Consider the following 3623-nt stretch of genomic DNA (forward strand, 5'->3'; position numbering starts at 1 on the left):
TTAAAGTCTAAGAATGGTATTATTTATCATTAAATCTTTCTACTGCTGTAAACCCCACATGGTTGCATCATAAAACTTACATAATCTGGTCTGGTTGCTTTACTCTAAAAGCGGTTCATAAAAATTGGGGAGTTAGATTACCATGTGGTTTTGATTCCTTGTTTTGAGAAGAATGGATCTTTGGATATTATTTCACTATTATATTCTAGTGCTGTGCTTGCTATGAGGGCGTCGAAGTAATTTTTGTTCTCTTCCAGTTCAACGGTTTTTCTGAGAATGGTAGCGGTGATTGGTAGTACTTTGTTTTTGGGGATTATTAGGCTTAGTTTTTCAAAAAGTTCGGCTCGGTCTTTTTTGGGGATTCTGTTATTTTTCATAACGAGGTCGCTTTCAAGCAATACCGCTGATGGGATGTAGATGTCTTTTGAATAGGAGACTGCTGTGAGGTGTTTGAGGGCGTCTCTGTGGAGTGGATGGTTTTGATCTAGGGAGGGTATTATAACCATGGTGTCAATGATTTTCATGCGGTTCTTCCTCTTTTGCTAAGTGAAGTAGCAGCTTGTCTGCTTCATGATCTTCCTCTTTCCAGTCTTTGAATTTGCCTCTGAATTTTTTGTGGATATCCTTGAATAAATTTTCAATCTTTGCGATCTGCTGTATTTCACTATGGTGTTCGGATACCTTTGTAGTGTATGTTGGGGAACCTTCTCCTTCCATACTACTTTCGGCTAATTTAATTAGTCTCCTTATAATGGCGTCATAGGTTTCCCCTTTCAAGCCTAGTTTTTTCAATTGTTCCCTTACGGTCTTCGTTAATTGGATGGTGGTTAAGTCCTTAGCCACATATAACACCATATAATTATTATATGATAATGCTTTTTAAAATTTACTACGACATATCAATAATGTCAAAATAAGATTTATTTGGAAGAGTCCTCCTATCCCAGATTTATGATACGCATAGTTTTCAAGAGAAGGAGAACGTCTCCGAAGAATTCTCTTTTTCCTGAATTTATACCTGGTTCAGTATCAGCTTAGGGAGTGTTTGTAACCGCCTCTCAGTGATTTTGGTGTTAAAATGTTAAAACACTTTGTTCATTAGCATTTCTTTGTCTGTTTTATTGTATCTGAGAAAGTAAAGATAAAATATTTCAATGATTTTAAATGTTGATTATAGTAAGAACAGGGTCATTGGGATTCCGTGTTGAGCTAGCCACTGGTAAATTAGGTATAGCATAAAGGTTCCGTAGTATTGCACTACTCCTCCCATTATTTCCGATACGGCGGGTAGAATCAATTCCCATCTCACCGTCATCCCGATTAAGATCAGGCTTAGAATCAGGCGGGGAATTACTTGGCGTTTACGATAATACGTGATCAGCAATATTATATTGTAAATAAAGAGACCTAATCCTAATATTAAGATGAATCCGAATATTATATTGAGTAGTTCGTACATCATGGGATTGAACAATAGCCAATATATGTCCATCTGAAAAAGCCTCTCCCTCTTCTTTTAAAGAGGGGGTATATAAACTCCGCTAAAGTTAGGATAAGGTTTGAAAGAACAATATTTAATAGAATTTTCTACTTTTATTTAATTATAGACAACGACTCGGGGACTTTGAGAATGATTCATAATTTCTACTTGTTTAGGAAGAGTGGTGAGTGTGTAATCTTTCGTGGTTATGGAGAATCTGAGATGGATGAGAACTTGGTTTCGGGGTTTCTGAGTGCCGTGTTTTCTTTTGGGAGTAATATTAGTGGTCGCAATATTGAGAGCGTGTTTTTGAAGGATAAGAAATTTGTGTTTCTGGTTATTAACAATCTTATTTTAGGAGCCTATACAGATAGGGATGATTCAGTTAAGGATAAGCTTGAAATTGTTAGGGATGAATTCATTAGAGATTATGGCAATTTGGAGGATTGGGATGGAGATCGAGATCGATTTGTGGATTTTTCTTCTAAACTGGACCAGATTTTCGGTTCCTCGGGAAGGGAGGCCCCCGATACACTGCTAAACGGTTTTATACAAAAAATTCAAAACGGAGAGAGGTTGGCAATAAAAGAATCTCTGGATAAGTGGATAGATTCTTTAAAAGAAAAGGCTAGAAAAAAAGCGTAATTCATACTCCGTAATCTGAAAAGGTTATTATAAGGGTAGTCAAAGTGATAAAGCGGTAAAAGGGGGATTTCTCGTGCTCCGAGTGAAGTGTTATTTGATTTAGGCTTTCAATCCCTTTTCTGCTTCACTTTTCGGGTCTGACTATTAGGTATCCTTTATCTATTAGCCAGTGGTGGAACTGATAAGTGGTGTATACGCATTCGTTTTTGCAAAGGTTTCTGATTCTTTCGTATTCTTCGGAGCCTTCCTTCTGTTTTTCCAATTCTAATTGGATTCGACATTTTACGTCTTTACAGAATTCTCTTCTTTTATAGTCTATGTAACCGGGGATTGACATCTCGTATTTCACTCCTTTAATTTTTCAGATTGCTGGCGTTTATCGTTTTTATTAGGTGTTTTTATTATAAAAGTTTATGTAGAGTATCATAATTGATTCTCGATCTACTCTTCTGTTCGCTGTTAGGTGTTTTACATTTTTTGGAAGCATAATAGGTGGACTATTTCTTTTGCGTATTTGGTCATGTCTTCTATATTTATACTTTCGTCTGCTCCGTGGAAATTTGATAGTAGGTCGCCTACCCCCATGATTACTACATCGTGTCCTTTTTCTGCCACATATCCCATGTCTGTGGCTCCCGCTGCGCCCAAGTAGCCGACATTTTGACCAGTTACGTGTTTTACTGCGGCTGCCAGTTTTTTCACGATCGGTTTTTGGGGTGAGATTTTCAGGGGTTTGTATGTTCTTATTACGTTGGTTTCTATTGTGAGAGCTTTGCTCCTCTTTTTTGCGGCTTCTATGGCTTCCATGAATTCAGCCACTACTTCCTCTTCTTTTTCTTCCGGTATGTATCTGCGGTCGATTGAAAATCGGCATTCGCTGGGAATGATGTTGTCTTTTACACCGCCTTTTATCACGTTTATTGAGAAGAGAGGCATCATTTTATCCCCATAGGGTGTGGGTAGCCCCGGTACTTCGGATCGCCTCTCCATGACTTTTTCCTTAAGTTTTAGGAGTTCTTCAAGAACTGGCACGGTGTTCTCAACCGCGTTTATGGCGGTCCAGAAGGCCATAGTGTGTGCCGATCTGCCCTTAACCGTAACATCGAAAACAATGCTTCCCGCGGTCCCAATACCTATTATTTGATGGACTGCTTCACCGCATATCACGTCTCCCTTGAGGTATCCTTGGTCTGCTAGATAATAGACTCCGGGGTAGACACCGATTTCTTCATCCGTACACATAGCACAGGTTATGTTATAGTTGGGTTTTAAGCCGAGTTCGTTTATTACTTTGAGGACTAGGAGAACCGTAGCTATAAATCCTTTCATGTCGCTACTTCCCCGTCCGTAAATTCTCCCCTCCTTAACAATACCCTCAAAGGGGGGAACACTCCACTCCTCCTCTACTGGTACTACATCGGTGTGAGCGTAGAAAGTTATGGAAGGCTTATCATCCCCAAAACTCTTGTTGGCTACAAGATTCACTCGAGGTCCCTCC

The 3623-nt window shown here is 39.1% G+C and carries 6 protein-coding genes; 1 reads left to right on the forward strand and 5 read right to left on the reverse strand.

Features of this window, described 5'->3' with window-relative positions; translation table 11 throughout:
• Positions 1-137: 137 nt before the first annotated feature.
• From ACUVXA_RS18100 to ACUVXA_RS18110, 3 genes are all read right to left on the reverse strand, one after another.
• Positions 138-524, reverse strand: a complete 387-nt coding sequence (locus tag ACUVXA_RS18100) for a type II toxin-antitoxin system VapC family toxin (protein ID WP_445872687.1) — start codon at positions 522-524, stop codon at positions 138-140.
• Positions 511-843 (reverse strand): DUF7557 family protein, encoded by a 333-nt coding sequence (locus ACUVXA_RS18105; RefSeq protein ID WP_445872688.1) that lies wholly within the window; start codon positions 841-843, stop codon positions 511-513. Before ACUVXA_RS18105 ends, ACUVXA_RS18100 begins: the two co-directional genes overlap by 14 nt.
• Before the next feature lie 328 nt (positions 844-1171).
• The gene (locus tag ACUVXA_RS18110) at positions 1172-1492 is read right to left on the reverse strand and encodes a hypothetical protein (protein WP_445872689.1); all 321 of its coding nucleotides are present in this window, start codon (positions 1490-1492) and stop codon (positions 1172-1174) included.
• A 210-nt stretch (positions 1493-1702) separates the two neighbouring features.
• Here ACUVXA_RS18110 and ACUVXA_RS18115 point away from each other — a divergent pair, with 210 nt between their 5' ends.
• Entirely contained in the window at positions 1703-2125 is a 423-nt protein-coding gene (locus tag ACUVXA_RS18115) for a hypothetical protein (RefSeq protein ID WP_445872690.1), read from the forward strand.
• Between the two features lie 124 nt (positions 2126-2249).
• Here ACUVXA_RS18115 and ACUVXA_RS18120 read toward each other — a convergent pair whose 3' ends face one another.
• Positions 2250-2462, reverse strand: a complete 213-nt coding sequence (locus ACUVXA_RS18120) for a hypothetical protein (protein WP_445872691.1) — start codon at positions 2460-2462, stop codon at positions 2250-2252.
• Positions 2463-2593: 131 nt separating this feature from the next.
• On the reverse strand, positions 2594-3623 hold a 1030-nt coding region (locus tag ACUVXA_RS18125; protein WP_445872692.1), incomplete at its 5' end, for a M20 family metallopeptidase.

The organism is Candidatus Jordarchaeum sp. (assembly GCF_052745115.1).